This window comes from Sinanaerobacter sp. ZZT-01 (assembly GCF_035621135.1).
In the GTDB taxonomy this organism is placed as follows: Bacteria; Bacillota; Clostridia; order Peptostreptococcales; family Anaerovoracaceae; genus IOR16.
In genome coordinates this window covers 1813889-1835314 of sequence record NZ_CP141728.1, presented here as the reverse complement: position 1 = coordinate 1835314, position 21426 = coordinate 1813889, and the positions used below count along the sequence as shown (strand labels likewise).

Sequence of the window (21426 nt, the reverse complement as noted above, 5' to 3'; positions counted from 1 at the left end):
AAAACAAGCCTCATTCTTTACGTGACAAGGCTCTTATGATTAAGTCTTCCATTAAGGAATAATCTAAATAGAAACCTTTCTGGCTTGCATCAAGCATTTCTTCACTGCTTATCTTCAGAAAATCCAGTCGATATCCATTAAATGCAGCAAGTTCCTCCAAGAAGAGTCGCTGCACACGTCCATTTCCTTCCCGGAACGGATGAATTGCATTCATTTCACTTAAGTAATAAGCAAGACGCTTTCCGAATTCTTCTAAGTCATGGCAGTTTCTTAGATAGTTTTCCTGCTTTAGTTGCATAAAAATCTGATTCATCTGCTCTTCAATATATTGGAACAGGCAGAATTGATTTCCTTTTGAAATGTTTACATTCCTGATCTCCCCTGCCCATTTATAAATGTCCTGAAAAAGAAAACGGTGGATCGCTTTTAAATGATCAAAATCAAATTTGCCATCTATGCCTTCCACCATAATTTGCGCAGTACGAAGTGCGGTAATTTCACGTTCAACCTGTTTCAATTCCTCTGCATCCAAGATATTTAATTTATTTTTTAAAGTATTGGAATCCGGGTAACAATAATAGCCATCCTGATCGTACTCATAAAAATACAGTTCTTCTTCCATCGCTATACCGCCTGCTTGCGAAAATATTTTGCGACTAAAATTTCAATTGCATCATGAAACGAAATCGAACCATCGAGACAATCTCGAATGCGTTCTTTGTCAATTGGCTTAAGAGGCATGTCTTCCATGCTCATCGTCGCATTCACATTTTCAATTATACGCTCAAAATCACTCATAGATTGTCTTTTTCCTTTCTTCTACTTTCTTATATTATAACATTTTTTTGCTTTTTTATAAAGCTTTTTAAATACATTTTTATTATAATTGATTTCTTATTTTTTTCAGGTTTCTCGTTAATATATTTAAATCTTCAATTCTTCTTGCAACGATATAAGTGCTTGTCTCACGATACATTAAAATATGATTCAATGAAGCTTGCAATTCATTGCAAATCTTCTCTTGTTCACTTTCAAATCGTTCTGCAAGATTAGTTGCACAACTTCTGATTTGGAATGTATAATTCAAAAACATCTTTTCAAAGAGTCGGTCGCAGTTATCATCAGCTTCTTCCCAATCCTTTTTCAGCAGCTCGTTTTCTTTGAATTTTGTACCTTGTCCTTCTTTTTCTTCTCTTCCAAGATTTAAGGTCTTCATTTCATAATGATATTCCATCCCAAAAAGCTCTGAAACCGTATCCGCTAACGATGTCTTCATCTCATTCAGCCGTGCTTCCATCTCATTTGACATCTCCCAACATGCATCTTGAAGCTTTGTGATCATCTCTTGATTCAGAGAAGCCTGCGCTTCCTTGCAAAGTGAATCTTCCATGCACAGTATTTCACCTTTATGAGAAGTAATCGTTTGCTTGAATGCTTCAATCATCCGATCCGCTTCTCTTTCGAGTTGAACGCGTACCTGTTTTTTATTTTTTTGTAAATCTTCCAAATATTTTTCCATACTTTTAAACCGGTTGTCAAATTTGCCAATAGGCATTTTTAATGCATTCCAATATAGTCCCAGCTGTGCTAAGGTACTTCCAATAATGTCCTTTAATTTCATTCCAACTGAATCTTCTATAATTTTTCTGGCTGCTTCTTCACAATCATTCTGAATGCTTTCCTTTAATGTAGATACTCCTTCACCATTCTTTGCGCTTACTGCATACATATTGACGCTCTCCACTTCCATAATTTGGCAAAGCAATCTACGGCAATAATCCAAATAAGCACTTAATTCTTCCTCTGAGACTACATCAATTTTATTAACTGCAAAATAGAATTTGGCTGCATATTCTTTTGCACTTTTCAAAAAATTAATCTCAATTTCGTTAATTGGGCTGTCTACAGATAGTGTAAAAATTACAGCATCACTTTCTTTTATAAAAGCATATGCCGCATCTGAATTGTGCTTATGAAAAGAACCCACTCCCGGAGTATCTACAAGTGTTATTCCACTCATTAAAAACGCAGCAGGTACCTTTAAGGTAACAGAAGCAACACCTCTCTCATTATCCGGATTTTTTTGCTCACTGATATATTCCGATAATGCTTCAAAAGCAACGGGTCGAACAATACCGTTCCCAAAATGTACAGCCGCTGCTTTCTCCCCATACTGTATTCTCGTAACCGCAGAGGTTACAGGAACGATACCTACAGGCAACAGCTTTTCTCCAAGCATTTTATTCAGCAGCGTACTCTTGCCTCGTTTAAACTGCCCAATCACCGAAATGGTAATTTGCTGATTGGCAAGCTTATCACTCAATTCACGAACTCTGAAGGCTTCTTTTGCGCATATCTCAGAGTTTTCCAGCAGTTCTCCTGTATATTTTACTATATCGATCATAGAGGTATTCATTTCTCTTCTCCTACATCTTTTTCTGTTATATGAAATCATTAAAAAAGTTACAATTTATCATACCATAAAATGCTCATTGACTCATCCTACTAAAATTGGTACTCTATCTATTCTTTTATCTGCGATCCTAATTTATGTGAAATATTAAATAAAAAACACCCTACCGTTTAGTTTACAGCAAAGCGTTCTTTCTATTTTTAAAATGCAATTGGAGTACCTCAACACTCGCACTCACCTTCTTGAGCAATATGTATCACTTTATTTTCCAATAAGCACATTGAACGTAACAAGCACTTTAGACTTTCATATTTAAAAGCCTCCTCTCTCTAAGTTGGAAATCTCATGTTTCCTTTGCATCATTAAACTGTCAATCTCATTAAATATCGTATTAAGTATCTCCTCTTTTTCTGAAGATTTGAGCGCATCTTCAAGGTTTGCCAACTTCTCAGAAATTTGATCATCTAGAGAAGTAGAGAATGTTTTATCCCTGTAACGCATACTTTCGTATAGCTTGTTGATCTGTTTTTCATAAAGCCTCGCATTTGAATTATACAGCAAGGCGAGGGCTCTCTCTTCACATTTCTTTAAGTTCGCCATTTCTTGAAGTGTTGAACGCTCTACCGAATTGACTCTCCTCGAAGATGTGATGAACAGTATAATCAGAATAATAGTTGCTGCAATAATTAAGATTTGTATAAAAACAAAAGTCTTTATACTATTATTAAATTGTCTAGCAAATAAGGAAAAAGTCGCAGTAAATAGGAAATAAAGAATCAAAATTCCGCTCAATCCTGATCGCATAAAAACTTTATTTGTTTTAGGCTGATAGCTTTCTAACCAAAAGAAGCCGTTTATAATCATAAATTCAGCTAAAAGTGTAAACCCCAGTCCCCAGTCATCTACGGCGGTCCGTTCTGGCATTAAAAAATATGCTGATATTGTTGCAATAAAAATTACAAATCCAATTCCAACATTTAAAAACAATGCTTGATTTTTTTTCATTTTTATCACTCCCCTTATCATTTATTTTCGCACTCTGGATAAAACTTAGGAGAGCCATCAATTTTTGCCCCACAATTTCCGCATCTCTTTATAAGTGATTCTCCACATTCTGGACAAAATTTTGCATTTTCATCTGCAATTACTGAATTACATCTTAGACAAGATTTTGTAAGCATCTTGCTCAAATACAATCAGATTTACTTTTTATTTTGTTTTTTCTTATCGTTGATCCTTTCGCATGAAATCAGACATAGTTCAAACCACTGGCCCATTTCAGTGCATCTACATACAATTCCATATACCGCTCTGCACTTATCTTATTCATAAAAGATGCCTTTCCCATATTTAATCCAGTTTTTTCATAATCAATGATGCAATTCAACAATTCTCTCTGCTCATTTTCCATGCCCAACAAAGCCATTTTGACATTATCTGTGAATGGCATATATTTCAGCACCTCATCCATATCCTTATTTAATAGAATGTCAATAAAGGAAAACATTCCGGTAAAAAAGCAGTCTGCATTTGCACCGCTCAATCCCAGTTCAACTGCCAAAGAATCCATAAGCCGCCCTCGTATTAGAGACAATTTAATCAATTCTGCATTTTCAACACTTTGAAAATCCTTCAGCAGCATCAGCGAAATCCATTGATAAATCTTATTCATTCCCAAGTAAGACAACGCTTGCCGTATAGAAGTTATTTTATTTTTTGCTCCATAGTATGCTGAATTAGCGAGCTTTAAAAGCTTATAGGTAAGACCAAGATCACTTTGAATAATGCTGGCAATTTTTTCATAACTCGGTTCCTCTTTTTTCAGGTCCTCCATAATAAGAAGCAGATTTGAATTTAGGCTCTCTATTTCTTTTGTTTTCATCACAAAAGGTTTGCTGAAGAAAAAACCTTGAAAATAATCATACCCCATTTCAAATGCAATTTGATATTCTTCTCTCGTTTCAATTTTCTCTGCCAAAAATTTTATTTTAGATTTATATTTTTGAATTAAATCACGTTGTATCTTACAATCAATAAGCGGGAATTCAATCTTAACGATATCAATTGTGTCCATCAACGATAAAAATTTTTCTTCAAAAACAAAATCATCCAGTGCTAACATATATCCCATATCACGCATTTTTTTGCAAGCATCTATGATCTCTTGCGTAGTATCTTCGCGCTCCAAAATTTCAATAACTATATTTTGTTTTGGTAGCAAGAGCGGAACATTATTTTTTATAAGACCTTTTGAAAAATTTATAAATGCTTTTTTACCATCCGTCAAATCATTGATATCAAAAACAAGAAAAGAATTACATATCAATTCAGCAGTCGCTTGATTGTCATCCACACCCGTATATAGGTTTACATTGCTTTCACGATAAAGTAATTCATATCCATATAAATTCATGTCCCTGTCAAATATCGGCTGCCTTGCTATATATCGCTCCATATTCCCACATCCTCATATGCACAAGAAAAGAGTAAAAACGAATAAAAAAAACGATTCCAATGCTGTTTACCTCAGCATTTCATCATGATAAAAAGACAGCTCTTAATACCATAAATCATATTGCCTCTTCATTGTGTTCGCAATAAAAATAAGCATATGATATATATAATTTAAAATTAAATCTGATCTATGACATCTCTATAATATTTTTTTAATTATAACATAAATTCGGGAAACATTGAAATGCAGTATTCCATATTTTTGCTCATTCAGCCCCCTACTTGAAATTTACTATTGTTTCATTTAAACCAAAGGTCATTCTTCTTTCTTGCCCTCTTCCATCAATCTCGAATAGTACGCATTTGCTTGGTATAGTGCAGCAACAGGATTATGTCCGAGAACTCTGTCTTTTGTAATTAAAGTGGTAACCCATGCATCAGAATATTTATAGAACAAGCTGTCATGCCCTACACATAAACCAATCACAACGTTTAAATCAGTATCGTTTTCATTTAGTATCTTAGCCTGTAAAATTGGATTACACATATTTGCTCCAACTACTTCGCAGGTTTTAGGAATTCCAATCGTTACCTTCGGCTGCGCTCCTACTTTACAGGCAGCTCCGTATACTTGAAGACCATGTTTTTTAAAAATCTTTGCAGCTGTTCTCGCTTCTGAAAGCAGTCCAACGCAGGTTGCAATTCCAATTTTCGCAGCCCCGATTTTTTTTGCAAATTCTATTATTTCTTCAATTCTAGTCATTTTACAATAGTTCTCTGCTTCTACCTCCGCTGATGCAATTGCTATTTTCTGATTCTCTTCCTTTTCAAGATAAAGAGCCATTGCTTCCTTCAAAATTTGTTCATCCATTTGTTCTGTCAAACAAAATGTCGGATACTTTTTATCGGATTTACCACACTTTGCCGTTCCGCAGTCGATGCAGCTTCTGTCGCTCTCATTTCTATCCATTTTTTCTACCCCCAATTCAGCCAGTCAGCTTATTTTTTATTTCATACCCCTTTTGGCTTAGATTACACTCATTATACAACAAAAGCCATCGACTGCGCTATAACTGCAATTTTTTCCTTAAAATTTTTTTATTTAAAATATTTTTTCACTCAGTATTAAACAGGCCTAATACTTGATGGTATCTTTCTCCAAAGAAGATTGATTTTGAGGTTTGTTTCTTGCAACAGTCCGAACATTCAAAGGCGTTGAAGTGTCGTTAGACTGCTCCTTCAACAGATGAAATTTTCCAACCTCTTCCTGCAAAGTATGTGCCTGTGCAGCCAATTCTTCACTAGATGCAGAGCTTTCTTCCGCTGTCGCTGCATTTGTCTGTACGACGGAAGATACCTGTGAAAGACCTTGGTTAATCTGTTCAATCGCTTGTGCTTGCGTAGCCGATGCCGATTCAATTTCTTGTATTGCCTGTTCAACAAGTCTTGATTTTTCAGCAACTTCTTGAAGAATTTGCGCAGTTTCCAATGCTTGTTTTTCACCTGCTAAAACTGTATTTGAAGATTGCTCAATTAAGCCTGCCGTCTGCTTTGCCGCCTCTGCGGATTTCGCAGCAAGATTACGCACTTCATCTGCAACCACTGCAAACCCTTTTCCTGCATTCCCTGCCCGAGCCGCCTCGATCGCTGCATTTAAGGCAAGAATATTTGTTTGAAATGCAATATCCTCAATTACTTTAGTAATGCTAGATATTTTTTCAGAAGCAATGCTAATTTCTTTCATCGCAGTGCTAAGCTCTTGCATATGCGCATTGCTTTCATTTACGCCAAAGCCAGTTTGTCCTACATATTCCGAAGCTTTCTGTACATTGACTGAATTTTGCTCTGCCTGCTGTGCAACATTCGTAATAGACGCATTTAACTCCTCGACAGTTGCCGCCTGCTCTGCCGCCCCGGATGCAAGCGATTGTGAAGCACTTGATACCTGTTCTGCCCCAATATTGACTTGATCTGCTGTTGTGTTAATAATTAATAAGGTTCGATTAAGATCCGTCTTAATTTTTTGTAATGCCAATCCGAGAACATCTTTATCCGAACGTAGAGGCACTTCTTTCGTAAAATCACCGATACTGATGCTCTCAGCTGCTAATACTTGGTCGCGAATGCTATCAATCATTCCGGTAAAGGCCGCAGCCAGCTGACCGGTTTCATCTTTAGCAGTAATATCATCTAAGTCAACATCCACATGTCCCAATGCAATCTTATTTGCTGCATCAACGACCCTCTCAATTGGTTTACTGATCATTTTTGATATTCTCAATCCAAGAAATACTGCAAGACCTCCTCCAATAAGAACAAAAATGGTTAGAATAATTGTTAATAAAACCGCAGAGGAATCATTTGATTTACTGGTTTTTTGTGCAGAATACATTCGATTATTAACCAATGTGTCAAAATTATTATATATTTTTTGTATATCTTTCGTTTCATTTTCCAGTGCATTCATCGCCTCATCTTGCTTTCCGACCTTTGCTGCCTGAAAGCATTTTTGAATGGCTGGATCAAATGATTCATCATATAATTTCAAAGATTCATCAATTAGAGCAAGTGAATCCGCAGTATTGATTGTTTCCCTATAGGCTTCCACATGATTTATAAAGCTTTCTTTTGTACTGAGATATTCTTTTTCTAATTCTTCAATCTTTTGCGCGCTACCGGTTTGAATTACAGCTGTCTTCGAATCAGAACTAAACTGGTATAAATCTTCAATCGCACTGATTAAATCATTCATCGGAGCTGTTTGTGATTCATACAAATAAGTGTCCATCTGATTAATCCGAACCATTCCAAAGATACCCACACCACCAATGATCAGCATAATCAATGTTAAGCTCAAAAATCCGGTCAATAACTTACGCGAAATACTGAAATCTTTAAATTTTTTCATAATCATTCCTCCCTGTTTTCAGGCAAATTTGTATTTTGGATATAGAAAACACTTTGGTCAGAAACTTCCTTATGTCTTACCTCAGTGGTTGCTAAATAAATCTTTAGACAGTATTTTTTTTAAAATTTAGTGCAGCATATTTCAAACTTTAAATAAAACTCGTCAAAAAAATACAAACAGTATATCACTTTGCTTGATGAATATATTGTTCTATTCGGGCTAAACTAAATTTATTCATTTATTGTCTTAAAGACGCAGTATACCTCATACTGCGTCTTGTTGTCTTAAATCAATGAAAACATCAGATATTTGATACTTTTTGGACGGTGGAATTGACGGTGAAAGATGCTTTGTCTTTGTTCATAAGGTAAATCGTGTTGAATTTATCAATTGCTGCTCTTTTATGCTCCATGAGAGAATGTGCATAGACATTAAGTGTTATGGAAACATTAGAATGCCCCAATATCTCACTAAGTGTTTTAATATCTACTCCCAGTTCCAGTGCACGTGTCGCAAAGGTATGACGAATTGCATGAAATTTACGCTCCGGTATCTTACTTTCTAAGAGCATCCTCTTAAATAATTTTTGATAATAGCGAGGGTCCACCGGAACGTTCTTCCCAGAGAATATATAGTGATTTTCATTTATATAACCAATTCTATTTTCCCTTACTACTTTTAGCAAAAATGTAGGGAGAGGGATTCTCCGCATTGATTTTTTGCTTTTTGGAGTGCCAACAAACAAAACCGTTTTATTCTTTCCATCTTCAAAATTCCTAGTCCGAGACACGGTCCGTGTGATAGACATCGTCCCAGATTCTGTATCAATATCGCTCCATTTTAGTGCACAAAGTTCTCCAAGACGTATGCCAGTATAAAAGCATAATACGATTCCGATAGCTCGCTTATCCTCGCGATTCAGTGCAGCATGCTCAATCATACGTTGTTCCTTCATGGAAAAGACCTGTACTTCTTTTTCTTCTATTTTAGGGAACTGAACCAATTCAAGAATACTATGAGACATCGGTAAATCTTTTAGTATTTCTTTTAATGCTATTTTAAATATGGTCAATATCTTTTTTCTGGATGCTTCTCCAATAGACGTATTTTCCCTTATAAGCCGCACAAACGCTCTGACAGAATCGACTGTGATTTGAGCATTTTCATTCTTCTGAAAAAACGGAATTACGTATTTATGCATACAACTGTGATAGCTTTCGTAAGTGGACGGTTTTACTTGATGTGAAACATCTCCTTTCAGCCATAAATCAAATAGCTCTGAAGCTTTACTAAGGTTCTTAAACTGTTTTTTCTCAACTTTATTTTCATGAAAATACTTCATCTTTTCTTTGACTTCTCTGTACGATTTTGCATAAAGATATTGATATTTGCCATTCTGGCGTAAAATCCTTCCTTCCCAGCGTCCATCTTTTCGTTTATAGATATTTTCTCCTCTGCGTGACATTGTAAACTCCTTTACTGGCTACCATTACTATTTTGACTCTGATGTTGACGGCGAATTATAGACGGGTTATCGGAAAGAGCCTTATAGTTATGATTAAAATGATGTCGACATTTCCTTTTTTTACCCTAAATAATAATTTAAGGGGCAATTTGACAAACAGCAAGCATTTAATGTATAATTATATTGTCTAAATAAATAAAAATATGTCGACGCAGTATGAGGTATACTGCGTCGTTTTTATGTGATAAAATTCTTTAATATTTTCTACAAAAAACGTAAAAAAGAGGTGTTCAAGTTCAACACCTCTTTATCTAAATTTATCTGAGCCTTACCCCTCTTGAAATTCTCCTATTCCTATTATATATGCGTCTCATATACGGATACTAGAATATCACCAGCTTTATCTTTATAAAAAAGAACTGCTGTTTTCCAATCATTCGATTGCGTTCCTGACATAGTCTCGGAATATCCTGTCTCTCCTTCATCAAACAAAGCATCCTCTGTAATAAAGCCTTCTCCTGATCCGGATTTTCCTTTATGGGAATAATAAACTCTTCCGTCTTTGTCCGGAGTAACTTTTTCCTCTGAAACCAACGTCCAGTTTTTCTGAACCTCATTGATATCCGGCTTTGTAAATTCTTTATCTTCTTCCTCTTTACTGTTTTTTTCATTTTCTTCTTCCAGCGTTAATTTTTTTAAATATTGTTTTGCTGCATCTTTATTTGCTTTCTCTTTTTTTAACGGCAAATCAAACAGCAGATTCATACCCTCATAATCCTTATTCGCAGAGATCGTACCTGTTTTCTCATCAAAGGTATAAGCATCTCTATCCAAAAATGTTGTATTACTAACACACATATAAAGGGCTTTATCTGCAAAAAGCTCTACGTTATCGCATTCAATGATTCGATACTTAATCCCATCTCTTACTATTTCAGAATAGCCCCCATGCATTGTTATAATATTATATTCTGCGGGATTTAGACCTTGAATCAACGGCGAAACAAAGAACGCTTCCTCTCCATATGTCTCATCAGAAGTCTTTGGCATAGGGCTCCCATCCTTATTAGCAATCGCGACAACTGCATATGTTTTTTCCGGACTCAATTGCTCCTCTTCCGAGCAAACATCACTTAAATTTTTACCTGAAACGGCGCCTAGTAATGTGACCGTATACTTTCCATAAGTTTTTGATTCTTGCATTGAAACAGCATCCTTGCTCTCAAATGCTGTGGCAAGCTGTTTATCCCCATACTCTGTTGCAATCTCCTTTGGTGTCAGCAGTGTCCAAGCAGCAAATGCTGTTACGGAGCCACATAAAACTGCACAGCATACTACGGCAGCAACGGATAATCTTCTCATTTTTTTTCCATTCATATTCTGGTTCTCCCTTATTTTTTGTAAAATTTTTGTATTCAGATTATGATCCGGCTCATAGTCTGTCAAAAGAGCATTTTTTAATAGTTGATTCAATTCTTTATCTTCCATATCCATTAACCTCCAGATATTTTTTTATCTCTTTTCTTGCTTTATAAAGCCGACTTTTTACGGTACCTTCAGGCAAGTGCAAAATCAGACTGATCTCTCTTAATGGCATTTCCTCTGCATAGTACAAATACATTGGTGTTCGATACGCTTCTTTTAATTCTTTTACTGCGTCAGATACGATGCGTTGCTTCTCTTTTTTCAATAATTCATCTTCTGGACTATGTACTTCTCCAAACAGATTTTCTTCTCGAGCACTTTCATCCTTGCTGCTTTGTATGAACGCAATCCTAGAACGCCAAGCAAATTTTCTTTTGCGGTTTTTCCATAGTTTAACTGCAATGGACATTAAGTAACTTTTTGGATTTTTCTCTACATCAATTTTACTGCACAGTTCTACTGCCTTTAAGAAAGTTTCCTGATAGAGTTCCTCTGCTTCTTCTTTATCTTGGGTTAAATGTCTGCAAAAATTGTACAAAGCTTTGCCTTCAATATAAACCATCTCATCAATGTCTGTAAGTTTCAACTTTCATTCCTCCACATGTGGTTTTGCCCTTCACCTATATATTGTAATAAGTATACGAACGGTTCACAAAGATTTATTTTTATTTGAGCATTAAGCGTCTTCCTTCTCAAACCGTCGAATCAAATAACATGTTTGAACGCATAAAAATAAGCTATAAGATTTTATCCCTATAGCTTATTTCTTAACCCTTGCACAGTAAAGATATTTTTCATCTCTATATTTAATTTATTATATGGTATCTTTGCTTGATCATCTTATTTTTATCTTTTAATGAAGTACTGTTTTCACATGATTTAATTAAAAAATTATCTTGAACCATCTTATAAGTATTACCCTAATAAACTATTTATTATATAGTCTGTCAATTTAGGAATATTTTCAAAAAGATCTTTCTTAAATACTCGTTCCGTATATTTATGCAAATCTTTACCCCAAGGGCCTACATTTAATACTGGCATTGATTGCTCTTTTATGATTTCCAATGGAATGTAATACATCCCTCCCCAAAAGAGCATATTATTTTGGACATATTCTATATTTTCTTTATCTACTGTAAACATTGCGTAACTTAAATCGGATATACCTGTAAAATAGTTTTGAACATAAATACCATTTCCAAACTCTTTTTTCGCATATTGATCTAGCTTACCTACCAGTTCATTCACCTCTGAGGCACTCTCTAACATAGAATTATTCGTGCTGGGATAATATGGTGCTGCCATTGCAATTACTACAATTGGAGACAAATCACTATAATATTCTAATGTCTTTTCCATTAACTTATAAGTGCCTTCTACTCTTGATATTTCACCATTGATTATTTTATTTTCTAGTTGTTTTTGGTATTTTGCGATTTCAACCTTAAATGCTTCCCCTTTTTCTTCTACTATTTCATTATAAATTTCACCATAATATTTTACTTTTGGCTCCCAATGATGCTCCACTCCTTCAATTCCAGCTATGCTTTTATATTTTTCATAGCTGTATTCCATATCAGATACCAATTCTTCAAACGCTTCCTGACTTATTGACTTCAGCTGATCTAAAATTTCTTTTGGAGATTTCGTAAGTGATAGAATCGACATATATCCGCCTGCCGTAAGTGGTAAAGAAACATCATATGTGTTTTTTCTATCTTTAAAGTAAAGCCATGCCGGAGGTGTTGTAACCGTATTGCCTGCTTTCTCAATAAAAATCGGATTTAATTCTGTCTTTCTTACAATTGCCGACAACAAGTTGACTGGATTTAGTCCCTGATAAATTTGTCCAACATGTGCAAGCTTACCTCTAGCTAGGAAAATCGGCATAATCTTGCCTACTGAACCATCGTATAGCGTCATATTGTTTTCATCAATTCGATCATGAGGCTCCACATTTAAAAGTAGTTTGTATTCCAACTGATACTGATCCCTCATATCTTTTAATAAATAGACCGCAGATCTCATACCAGCAGATAAATTTTCCTCATCCGGTACGCCGATCAAAAGGATATTGCCTTTGAAATCTTTCTTCTTTGTGTATTCTTCAAAGAGCGACAGGTGAATGCAACCGCCCCCTTTCATATCGGATGCACCTCTTCCAAACAACCATTCTCCGGATTCCAAATCTATTTTCGCACTCTCATTCAATTCAACTTCTCCGGTTTTGAATAATTTTTCTAATTCGTATGGGTTATAAGCATATTCTTTATATTTCCCATAATCTTCAACATCAACCGTATCTGTATGATGCAACATGACGATCGTTTGATTTCCTGTTCCTTTTAATAAAGCCCACGGTATCCTTCTTTGTAAATAATCATTCTTGATATCATAAAAACCACAATGCTCCGGATTTTCTTTTAAATAACTTAGCGAGTTAAACCACTTTTTAAAAAAGTTTTCATTATTTTTTTCCAACGCAGTTCCGGTATGTGTTATCTCACTTAAATAAGTCATTAAATTATTTTCTATTTTCTCCGCAAGTTTCATTTCTATCTCCTTAACTTAGTAAATAAGTAAGAATTTAATGACAGTTTTTCCATCAAGAAAGTTCTGTCATTAAATTCTTTATCAATGTACTAATCAATTATATCATTTCATTTTAATTTTGCTTCTAATTTTTGTAATTCCTCAGGATAGTTTTCTTTCGCTATCTTGTTCCATAATGGAGCATTATCAATTCCACATCTTTCTGGTACAAAGACTGGATCTAAGCCCATTTTCTTTTGTTCCTCATAGTCTTTTAAGGTAGCAAATCCGTATTTCCCGATAATCAAGATAGAAAGAATATTAATCCATGCGATCATTCCCACACCAATATCAGCTAAATTCCATGCAAATTCAGAACTCTTTACACTTGCAAATACAACCATTACAACCTGAATAACTCGAACTACATTTGTAATAACACCCAAATGTTTACTATCTTTAAAGAGAAATGCGACATTTGACATTGCGTAGTAAGCAAATGAAAGCAGAGTTGTAAATGCAAAGAAGAACATAGCGATCGCAATAAAGGCTCCTCCTACACCAGGAAGTAATGTATCAATCGCAGCTTGCGTAAATCCAACTCCCACACCAATATCGGGAAGATTTTCAACAATAAACGCTCCACTGTTATCTACGACATTATATGCTCCTGTTGACAAAATCATAATGGCTGTCGCGGTACAGACAAAAAGAGTATCGACATAAACGGAAAATGCCTGAACCAATCCTTGTTTTGCCGGGTGAGAAACTTCTGCTGCACCAGCAGCCATTGCGCCAGTACCTTGTCCTGCTTCGTTTGAATATACACCTCTTTTTATGCCCCATAAAACTGCATTTCCAAAGATTCCTCCGAAGGTTGCATTCATATTAAACGCTGAAGAAAAGATTAATTTAAACATTGCTGGAACTTCTGTAATATGAATAGCCACAATCACAAGCGCTACCACAATATATGCGATTGCCATGACCGGTACAACAATTTCAGCGAACTTCCCAATTCTTTTTACGCCGCCAAAAATTACAATTGTGAATAAAGCTGCGACACCGATTCCTGTAATAAGCGGGCTGATCCCAAATGCATTCTTAAAAGAATCAGCAATATTAAATGCTTGAATTCCAGGTCCCGTAAATCCACATGCGATGATAACTGCAATGGTAAAAATAACTGCAACTACCTTGCTCTTTAGACCTTTTTCAATATAGAAAGCCGGACCCCCTCGATATTCACCGCCGATGTCTTCTTTCCAAACTTGAGAAAGTGATGATTCCACATAAGCTGATCCTGCACCAAAAAAGGCAATGACCCACATCCAAAAGATTGCTCCTGGACCGCCGTAGAAGATAGCTGTAGCTACACCAGCAATATTTCCAATTCCAACACGTCCGCCTAATGCCATAGCAAATCCCTGAAACGAGGATACACCACTTTTTGAGCTTTTCCCGCTAAGAAGTAGTTTTACCATATCCTTAAATAATCTTATTTGTGGAAATGCGGTTCTTATCGAGAAATACAAACCTGCTGCTAAACAAACATAAATGAGAGATTTGCTCCATAAAATAGCATTTATCTGTCCTGTAATCTCCGTAATACTCATTTTCGACCTCCATAATTAACAATAATTTTTAAAATAGCACGTTTATTTCAAATTATGAGTTTAAGCCATCTAAGACTTCGTACGCTTACTTTTCCACCCTCCTCTCTTTTTTGCGAACAATTATTTATAAAGCAAGTAATATGCCAAAAAAAAAAATAGCATAAAAGGCTTTCCTATACGCTATTTTTCGTAATATTTAAAAGTTTACAAAAATTTTTATAAAAAAATTTTTAATTTATAAAATTTTTTTTATAAAAGGTCATCGCAGATTATACTTTGAAATTTTATAATTCAGTCTTTGCGGTGTAATAGATAGTTTCGAAGCAGCTTCTGTTAAGCTGCCTGTATTCTTTATTGCACGTTGTATTAATTCCTTTTCATAACGGTCCACCGTATTTTGCAAATCAATAATGCTATCATTCTCACCACAAGGTAAAATGGCTTGGTGAGCAAGCGGTGCTGTCTGATATTCAATCGGTGTCGCACTTTGATACTCAATCGACCGAATAAACTCTTGAATATCCTTTAATATAATTTCATGTCCCCCTTCATGATTAAAGGCACTCTCAATCATATTTTTTAACTCTCTTACATTTCCGGGCCAATTCCAACTTCCCATGATACTTTTTACCATTTCGCTTAATCCCCTAATGTCCCTGTCCATTTTTTTATTATATTTTTTTATAAAATAATCGGCAAGTAACAGGACATCATTTTTTCTCTGCCTCAGTGGAGGAATGTATATTTTAACAATACTGATTCTATAATATAAATCTTCTCTCAATCGCTTTGAAACTAGTAAGTCCTCTAATTTTTCATTGGTCGCACAAATGATGCGGACATCAAAGGGAATATCTTTTTGCCCTCCAATGTGCCTTACCTTTTTATCTTCAAGTACTTTTAAGAGCTTGACTTGCATGGAAATGTCCATAGAGTTGATTTCATCTAAAAATAAAGTACCGCCATCTGCGAATTCAAACAATCCTTTTTGCGTCTGTGCTCCCGTATAGCTCCCTTTTTCTGTACCGAAGAAAATGCTTTCAAAAAGATTGCTTGGTATTGCCGCACAATTTTGCGAAATAAAGGGCTTTCCATTTCGCCGGCTGCTTGTGTGTATGGATTGTGCAACCAGCTCTTTTCCTGTTCCCGTCTCCCCATAAATAAGAACCGTCGAATTATTATCAGCTATCGTTTTTATACGTTCCTTTAACAAAAGCATGTCATCATTTCTTGTAATAATATCTTCAAGCTGATATAGACGCTTTGATTTTTCTGCTGTGGATTTATTATTAATAACTTTTACAAATCTTGAATAATCAACAACTCCGATCAATTCTCCTTCTTCAAAAATTGGCATAGAGGTACACATTAAAGAAATCTGCTGGTTTTGACTGTTTGTTAAAATTTGCTTTTCATTAATAATGGATTTTCCTGTTTTAATGGTTCTAATAATTGTGCTTGTTTCCTCACTTAAACTAGGATATACATCTAAAATATGCCTGCCGATCAGAAGTGCGGGCAACTGTGTATAATGCTGACATGTACTGTATTCGACAATACCATCTTTATTGCAAATAACAATTTCTGTATTATCTCCACACATGTCTATAATTTTTTGTACCTGGCTTAGTGTTTCAATCATAAGTCCAAACCTCTCTTGCACAGTTAATTAAATCTCATTATAAAGGTTTTATAATCAATCAATAGCAACGATAACCAGTCATGCCTAAAGTCTTAGATAATATAAATTATACTATATAAATGAAAAGAAAAGAAATATTTTATGAAAAATCACACAATTGTTTTTCAATCAAAGTTATTTAATTATTATTTAAATTAATGTCCGTGCCATCTCCGAAAGCTCCTTAATCGCTGAAACAATGACATCTTCATTAATATAGGCAAAAGAAAGCCTTAGTGAATGCGTTTTGCTCATATGATAAATATTTCCGGTGTTAAGCAAAATTTCTTTTTCCAATGCTCGATTAAATAATTTTTCCACGGGGACTGCTTCCATAAAATCAAGCCAAATATAATACCCTCCAGTGGGTTGATTCCATTTTGCAATATCTGATAAGTATTCTTCCAATGCTTCTAGCATTTTATTCTTTCTTCTCTCTAATATCACTCTGAATTCCGCTAGAAATGCATCATACGAGCCATTTATAAAAACTTCATTTAAAAGGATCTGCGACAGAGAACTGGCTCCATAGTCTAACTGCATCTTAACATCGCCAAGCCGCTCAATAATTGACTCCGGACCTACCACCCACCCAATTCTAAGCCCAGGAGCAAATGATTTGGATACCGTACCTAAATATAATACAGAACCAGATTCATCCATTGCTTTAATCGGTCTTGGCGGCTTCTCTAAATGGTATAATTCACAGTAAGCATCATCTTCAATGATCGGAATGGCATTTTGATTGCAGAATTTATAAACTTCTCTTCGCCTCTGCTCGGACATAACAACGCCTGTAGGATTATGATGAGTTGGAATTGTATAAAGAAGAGACGGGGTTTTCGTTTTCATATTTTCCCCCATATTCCAATACTGCAACCCTTCTGTATCCATAGTAACCCCTTCAAGCTTCATTCCGGCAGATTGAAAAACTTGTAAAGAATTAATATAGGATGGAATTTCACAATATATTTTCGAATTTGGTTTTAACATGCTGATAGAGATCAGCTGCAAGGCTTGTAAAGAGCCAGAAGTAATCAATATATTAGAGGGCTTTGCTTCTATTCCAAATTCCTTTAATCTGTATGACAAGGTTTCTCTCAGTTCATCCAAACCCAAAGGACCCAAATAGTTTAAACTGCTCATTTTGGGTGCTAGTGATTGAATCGCTTTCGTTACGGCCTCTTTTGGGAATAAGTCTGGTGACATTTCTCCCGTCCCAAGCCGAGTGATTCCATCCACAAATTCCAGTTTATTAATAACCTGAATCGTTGGAAGATTTTCTTTGAAATAACCTGATTTTACATAGCTCCCCCAGCTTGCTTCTTTACTGGAAAACATAAGTGACCATGTGTTACTTATAATTACAGTTCCTTTACCAACTCTTCCTTCAATAATTCCATATGCCTCTAAAATATCCAGTGCAATGGAAACAGTGCTCCTATTTACCTGAAATTTTTCGGCAAGTATCCGTTGAGATGGAAGTCGATATCCCACAGCCCAATCTCCGCTCGATATTTTCCTGGATATATAATCTACGATTTGCTGATAAACCGGCTCTTTGGATTTCTTGTTCGGAAGCCAATCCACTGTAACTGTTTTACTCATCTTTGCTCCTATATGTTAATTTCCCCCACAGCAACTGTAACCGCGGACCCTCCAACCTTTATCTTCTCTTTTCCACTTTTCCTCTCAATTTGTGTTAATATCTTTGAAGGTCTTCCCATCTTTTCGCCTTGAATGATTTCATAAGTACGATCGAACTGAATCATTCCATAATCGTACAAGTAATAAGTTAATGCACCATTGGAAGTTCCGGTTGCCGCTTCTTCATCAATGTCATATAATGGAGCAAAATTTCTAGCATGAATCTTTCCATCTTTCGTATTCAACGTAAAAGCATGAACCCCTACTACTTCATAGTTTTTAGAAAGCTCTGTAAGTGCATTAAAATCAGGATTAATTTTTTCCAGTTCACTTTCATTTTGTACAGGCAACATAATATCTATCAATCCAGTTGATACTTTTTTCGGCAGTAAGGTAAGGTTTGGATATTTTTCACAGATTCCTTGATTCTCCGAATCCAGTCCCATTATGCGGTATAATTCTTCCGTAGCTTGCCCCTGTGGAATCGTATCAAAAATCTGTGGCTCTCCCATATCCATAAGAATTGAATTTTCATTCACTGCAATTTCCAAATCTCCCGCTAATGTCTTATTTGTATAAATTCTGTTGGATTCAATGATTCCCTCATTCAATAGGTAATAAAAAGATGCAATGGTCGCATGACCGCATAAATCAACTTCTGATGCTGGTGTAAAATATCTAATATTAAAGGTATCTGCTCCAAATTCCTTGATGAAAGCAGTTTCAGAATATCTGAGCTCTGCGGCTGTTTTAACCATCACTTCATCAGACGGAAAATCCTGTCCTTCCGGCAAAAGCACAACTCCTGCCGGATTTCCTCCAAATAAATTGTCTGTAAACGCATCAATAATACTAAACTTCATTACACTTATCCTCCTCATTAAATAAACTCAAAATAGCTTCCTAAGCCTCGTTTCTTCGCTGCTTCATATACTATCATTGCGGTGACATTGTCTTGGATTCCCATCCCGGTCGTATCAAAGATTGTAATTTCATCCTCGCTTACTCGAAGCGGCTTTTCACCGGCCAAAAGTTCTCCGATTTCAGCATAAATATCATTCTCACGAATCACTCCAGCAACAATCGCGTTTCTGGTTTCTCCTCGGCTGACACATTGTGCAATGCTGTCATTCACAATTTTTGATCCTTGAAAAATCTTCGGGTCCCATTCATTTTTACCAGCCATATCTGCACCCACAGCGACAATGTGCAGCCCCGGTCTAACCCAAGATCTTTCTATAAAATATTTTTTCGAGGGGGTTGTCGATATAGCAATATCTGCATCTTGCATTGCCATTTCCGGTGTCTCGCATAGAATAACATTTACTTTTGTATTGGCTTCTACATCTTCTTTGTATTTTAAAAGCCCATTCCTATGTTCACCGTAAACTCGAACTTCCTCAATATCCATTACCTGACACAAGCCATATATCTGCATCCTCGCCTGTCCACCGGTTCCAAATACAGCTACTGTTTTAGAATTTTTTCTTGCCAATAGCTTTGATGAAATGGCACCTGCCGCTCCAGTTCGTATTCCTGTAATTAAACTTCCATCCATCACACAAAGAGGTGCACCGCTTTTTCCATCAAACAATAATATGGTTCCAATCATAGTAGGAAGATCATTCTTTTTTCCATTGTCATAAAATCCTGATGCAATTTTAACGGATATTCTCTCATTTAATTGATTATAACACGATTTGATATCCGTTTCCCCATTATTTTGCGGCATTTCTATCGATACAATCTCTGGCTGCTGTACTTTCCCTTCATGATAAGCTATATAGCCTTCTTCTACCGCATGAATCACTTCTTCCATTGCTAATGCTTCTTCAACGTCTTTTATACTGAGCAGTAATGTTTCCATCGTTCCCTCCTTATTAAAAAAACTTTTATATGCGATAAATAAGCTTGCATTTGCAAACTTATTTATCGTATCAATCATTATACAAATTTTTCTTCTATTAAAAACTCCTCGAATTTTGCCAAACTCTCTGGAACGCCTTTTCGGCCATAGCCCATTCTAAAGTATTGATCATCCATACCATAGATATCGGAAGGCAGCAGCAAAACACCTTTTTTATCAACAGCGAGCTGGCAAAATTCTTTTACCGGCATATCGATTAAAAGCTTATGATAAGCAACCGGTCCGCAAGTAATTGCTTTTTTCTCAAATAAGTTTGGATAACGTTCAAAAAATTCATCTACCAGCTTTAAATTATCTTGAATGATGTCAATACTCCTTTGCAGCAATTCATCACTGTGTTTCAGTGCAACTTTAGATAAAAACTCAGATGGTGCGGAATCACAAATGCTCATATAGTGCTTAAATTTAACAACATTTTCTAGCACTTCATGATCTTTGCTTGCCAGCCAACCTACTCGCAGTCCCGCAAGACCGTATGCTTTAGACATGACTCCCAATGACACGCATTTATCATACTCGTCAGCCATCCATTCTCTCTTTTCCCCATCCATTTCGAGACCTTTATAGACTTCATCTGCAAATAGGTAGAGGTCATATCTTTTACAGATTTCACATAATTTTTTTATTTCCGCATTTGTAAAGGTATATCCGGTTGGATTGTTTGGCGAATTAACAGCAAGCACCTTCGTATTCGGTTTGATTAAACGTTCCAGTTCATCAAAATCCAGCGTCCATTTTTCTCCGTCATCTTTGATATACCACTTAGAAAACTCACAATTCGGAACGGAATTTGCCACTTCATATGCTGATTGATAATTTGGATACATGGCGATCATATGATCCCCTTCCTGTAGCATCACATTCATGTATCCAAAAATAGCTTCCTGTGCTCCATGAAAAACCAATATATCCTCTGCTGCCATGCCCTTATATAAGCCTGCTATTAGTTCTCTTAACTCCGGATCTCCCCATGTCTCTGTATATCCCAGCCATTGATTCAGGTAATCTTCTTTTGCACCAGGCTCCAAAGAAAGTAATTCATTCGTTGTCATCGATTCACAATCGGACTGTGTCAGCAAATATGGTGCAGTAAATTCATACTGGCCAAAATAACATTCTAATTTAAAATCATTTAATTTCATTTTTCATTCCTCCATTGAAAAATCAGTAAACCTTTAATTGTTTTATTTCTCCCTGCAAGGCAACAGCAGGCAGATTTCCTTTTTATCATGCGTTCAATACATGCACCTGCTGTTAAATTTTAAAAAATCTATCTTTAACTATTGTCTTGATAATAGCATCCTATTTTTTCATAAAATACATCCAATAAAAAAAATAAAACCAACCAATTTAAG

General features: G+C 35.7%; 18 protein-coding genes. All 18 read right to left on the bottom strand.

Annotation, left to right across the window (positions count from 1 at the left end):
* Positions 1–10 precede the first annotated feature (10 nt).
* The 18 genes from U5921_RS08800 to U5921_RS08715 all read right to left on the bottom strand — a co-directional run bounded on the left by U5921_RS08800 (position 11) and on the right by U5921_RS08715 (position 21213).
* Positions 11–622: a Fic/DOC family protein gene (locus U5921_RS08800; RefSeq protein WP_324822467.1), complete on the bottom strand. Its 612-nt coding sequence runs from the start codon at positions 620–622 to the stop codon at positions 11–13.
* A 2-nt stretch (positions 623–624) separates the two neighbouring features.
* Positions 625–798: a hypothetical protein gene (locus tag U5921_RS08795; protein ID WP_324822464.1), complete on the bottom strand. Its 174-nt coding sequence runs from the start codon at positions 796–798 to the stop codon at positions 625–627.
* An 82-nt stretch (positions 799–880) separates the two neighbouring features.
* Positions 881–2416, bottom strand: coding sequence for a dynamin family protein (locus U5921_RS08790; RefSeq protein WP_324822461.1), 1536 nt, complete (start codon positions 2414–2416; stop codon positions 881–883).
* A gap of 309 nt (positions 2417–2725) precedes the next feature.
* Entirely contained in the window at positions 2726–3418 is a 693-nt protein-coding gene (locus U5921_RS08785; RefSeq protein ID WP_324822458.1) for a hypothetical protein, read from the bottom strand.
* Between the two features lie 17 nt (positions 3419–3435).
* Complete coding sequence (locus U5921_RS08780) at positions 3436–3594, bottom strand: DUF2321 domain-containing protein (RefSeq protein ID WP_324825973.1); 159 nt, start codon at positions 3592–3594, stop codon at positions 3436–3438.
* A 68-nt stretch (positions 3595–3662) separates the two neighbouring features.
* Complete coding sequence (locus tag U5921_RS08775) at positions 3663–4868, bottom strand: EAL and HDOD domain-containing protein (RefSeq protein WP_324822455.1); 1206 nt, start codon at positions 4866–4868, stop codon at positions 3663–3665.
* Between the two features lie 315 nt (positions 4869–5183).
* The gene (locus tag U5921_RS08770; RefSeq protein ID WP_324822452.1) at positions 5184–5837 is read right to left on the bottom strand and encodes a DUF1847 domain-containing protein; all 654 of its coding nucleotides are present in this window, start codon (positions 5835–5837) and stop codon (positions 5184–5186) included.
* A gap of 165 nt (positions 5838–6002) precedes the next feature.
* Entirely contained in the window at positions 6003–7775 is a 1773-nt protein-coding gene (locus U5921_RS08765) for a methyl-accepting chemotaxis protein (RefSeq protein ID WP_324822449.1), read from the bottom strand.
* Between the two features lie 301 nt (positions 7776–8076).
* Positions 8077–9240, bottom strand: a complete 1164-nt coding sequence (locus tag U5921_RS08760) for a site-specific integrase (protein WP_324822447.1) — start codon at positions 9238–9240, stop codon at positions 8077–8079.
* 357 nt (positions 9241–9597) lie between these two features.
* Complete coding sequence (locus tag U5921_RS08755; protein ID WP_324822444.1) at positions 9598–10728, bottom strand: hypothetical protein; 1131 nt, start codon at positions 10726–10728, stop codon at positions 9598–9600.
* On the bottom strand, positions 10718–11251 hold the full coding sequence (locus tag U5921_RS08750) for an RNA polymerase sigma factor (RefSeq protein WP_324822441.1): 534 nt from the start codon (positions 11249–11251) through the stop codon (positions 10718–10720). Before U5921_RS08750 ends, U5921_RS08755 begins: the two co-directional genes overlap by 11 nt.
* A 329-nt stretch (positions 11252–11580) precedes the next feature.
* Positions 11581–13221: a M20/M25/M40 family metallo-hydrolase gene (locus U5921_RS08745; RefSeq protein WP_324822438.1), complete on the bottom strand. Its 1641-nt coding sequence runs from the start codon at positions 13219–13221 to the stop codon at positions 11581–11583.
* A 107-nt stretch (positions 13222–13328) separates the two neighbouring features.
* Positions 13329–14816, bottom strand: a complete 1488-nt coding sequence (locus U5921_RS08740; protein WP_324822435.1) for an alanine/glycine:cation symporter family protein — start codon at positions 14814–14816, stop codon at positions 13329–13331.
* A 259-nt stretch (positions 14817–15075) separates the two neighbouring features.
* Complete coding sequence (locus tag U5921_RS08735) at positions 15076–16458, bottom strand: sigma-54 interaction domain-containing protein (RefSeq protein ID WP_324822431.1); 1383 nt, start codon at positions 16456–16458, stop codon at positions 15076–15078.
* Positions 16459–16647: 189 nt separating this feature from the next.
* Positions 16648–18105, bottom strand: coding sequence for a PLP-dependent aminotransferase family protein (locus tag U5921_RS08730; RefSeq protein WP_324822428.1), 1458 nt, complete (start codon positions 18103–18105; stop codon positions 16648–16650).
* Between the two features lie 8 nt (positions 18106–18113).
* Positions 18114–19007 (bottom strand): PhzF family phenazine biosynthesis protein, encoded by an 894-nt coding sequence (locus U5921_RS08725; protein ID WP_324822425.1) that lies wholly within the window; start codon positions 19005–19007, stop codon positions 18114–18116.
* A 17-nt stretch (positions 19008–19024) separates the two neighbouring features.
* Positions 19025–20011: an ornithine cyclodeaminase family protein gene (locus U5921_RS08720; RefSeq protein ID WP_324822422.1), complete on the bottom strand. Its 987-nt coding sequence runs from the start codon at positions 20009–20011 to the stop codon at positions 19025–19027.
* A 77-nt stretch (positions 20012–20088) separates the two neighbouring features.
* Entirely contained in the window at positions 20089–21213 is a 1125-nt protein-coding gene (locus tag U5921_RS08715; protein WP_324822419.1) for an aminotransferase class I/II-fold pyridoxal phosphate-dependent enzyme, read from the bottom strand.
* Positions 21214–21426: the final 213 nt, after the last annotated feature.

Excerpts from the sequence above, each read along its gene's own strand:
- U5921_RS08780 (WP_324825973.1), bottom strand. The coding sequence starts at position 3,594 with ATGCTTACAAAATCTTGTCTAAGATGTAATTCAGTAATTGCAGATGAA.
- U5921_RS08755 (WP_324822444.1), bottom strand. The coding sequence starts at position 10,728 with ATGGAAGATAAAGAATTGAATCAACTATTAAAAAATGCTCTTTTGACA.
- U5921_RS08790 (WP_324822461.1), bottom strand. The coding sequence starts at position 2,416 with ATGAATACCTCTATGATCGATATAGTAAAATATACAGGAGAACTGCTG.
- U5921_RS08725 (WP_324822425.1), bottom strand. The coding sequence starts at position 19,007 with ATGAAGTTTAGTATTATTGATGCGTTTACAGACAATTTATTTGGAGGA.
- U5921_RS08800 (WP_324822467.1), bottom strand. The coding sequence starts at position 622 with ATGGAAGAAGAACTGTATTTTTATGAGTACGATCAGGATGGCTATTAT.
- U5921_RS08785 (WP_324822458.1), bottom strand. The coding sequence starts at position 3,418 with ATGAAAAAAAATCAAGCATTGTTTTTAAATGTTGGAATTGGATTTGTA.
- U5921_RS08740 (WP_324822435.1), bottom strand. The coding sequence starts at position 14,816 with ATGAGTATTACGGAGATTACAGGACAGATAAATGCTATTTTATGGAGC.
- U5921_RS08770 (WP_324822452.1), bottom strand. The coding sequence starts at position 5,837 with ATGGATAGAAATGAGAGCGACAGAAGCTGCATCGACTGCGGAACGGCA.
- U5921_RS08760 (WP_324822447.1), bottom strand. The coding sequence starts at position 9,240 with ATGTCACGCAGAGGAGAAAATATCTATAAACGAAAAGATGGACGCTGG.
- U5921_RS08775 (WP_324822455.1), bottom strand. The coding sequence starts at position 4,868 with ATGGAGCGATATATAGCAAGGCAGCCGATATTTGACAGGGACATGAAT.
- U5921_RS08715 (WP_324822419.1), bottom strand. The coding sequence starts at position 21,213 with ATGAAATTAAATGATTTTAAATTAGAATGTTATTTTGGCCAGTATGAA.
- U5921_RS08745 (WP_324822438.1), bottom strand. The coding sequence starts at position 13,221 with ATGAAACTTGCGGAGAAAATAGAAAATAATTTAATGACTTATTTAAGT.
- U5921_RS08720 (WP_324822422.1), bottom strand. The coding sequence starts at position 20,011 with ATGGAAACATTACTGCTCAGTATAAAAGACGTTGAAGAAGCATTAGCA.
- U5921_RS08730 (WP_324822428.1), bottom strand. The coding sequence starts at position 18,105 with ATGAGTAAAACAGTTACAGTGGATTGGCTTCCGAACAAGAAATCCAAA.
- U5921_RS08735 (WP_324822431.1), bottom strand. The coding sequence starts at position 16,458 with ATGATTGAAACACTAAGCCAGGTACAAAAAATTATAGACATGTGTGGA.
- U5921_RS08795 (WP_324822464.1), bottom strand. The coding sequence starts at position 798 with ATGAGTGATTTTGAGCGTATAATTGAAAATGTGAATGCGACGATGAGC.
- U5921_RS08765 (WP_324822449.1), bottom strand. The coding sequence starts at position 7,775 with ATGAAAAAATTTAAAGATTTCAGTATTTCGCGTAAGTTATTGACCGGA.